The 309-nt window shown below is 75.4% G+C and carries 1 protein-coding gene; it reads left to right on the top strand.

All coding sequences use genetic code 11. From position 1 onward, the window contains the following. Nucleotides 1–182 precede the first annotated feature (182 nt). Nucleotides 183–309 (top strand): fumarylacetoacetate hydrolase family protein (locus UK12_RS42615; protein ID WP_197085438.1); only part of this gene is annotated, 127 nt, incomplete at its 3' end.

Raw genomic sequence — 309 nt, 5'->3', positions numbered from 1 at the left:
TTGGAGACCTTCGAACAGCCCGGCGCCGCCCCCTGGCGGGTGGAGCGGGGGTCGCGGACGCAGGTGCAGCGGTCGGCGCAGGGGGGTGGTCCGCCCCATGGTGCGGGCAGGGGGGGGGTGGCCGCGGGGATGATGGCGCAGGTCGGCGCGAAGGTCGGGGCGCGCAGGACGCGGCCGACCCGGTGATCTTCCTCAGGCCGAGCTGCACCGTCGGCGGCCCGAACGACGAGGGCCTGGTGCCGCGCGGCAGCGAGAAGACCGACTACGAGGTCGAGCTCGCGATCGTGATCGGCCGTACCGCCCGCTACC

Source organism: Saccharothrix sp. ST-888, assembly GCF_000955975.1.
Taxonomy (GTDB): Bacteria; Actinomycetota; Actinomycetes; order Streptomycetales; family Streptomycetaceae; genus Kitasatospora.
Note: the sequence above shows the minus strand (reverse complement) of the source record. Positions and strands in the feature narration are given on the sequence as shown.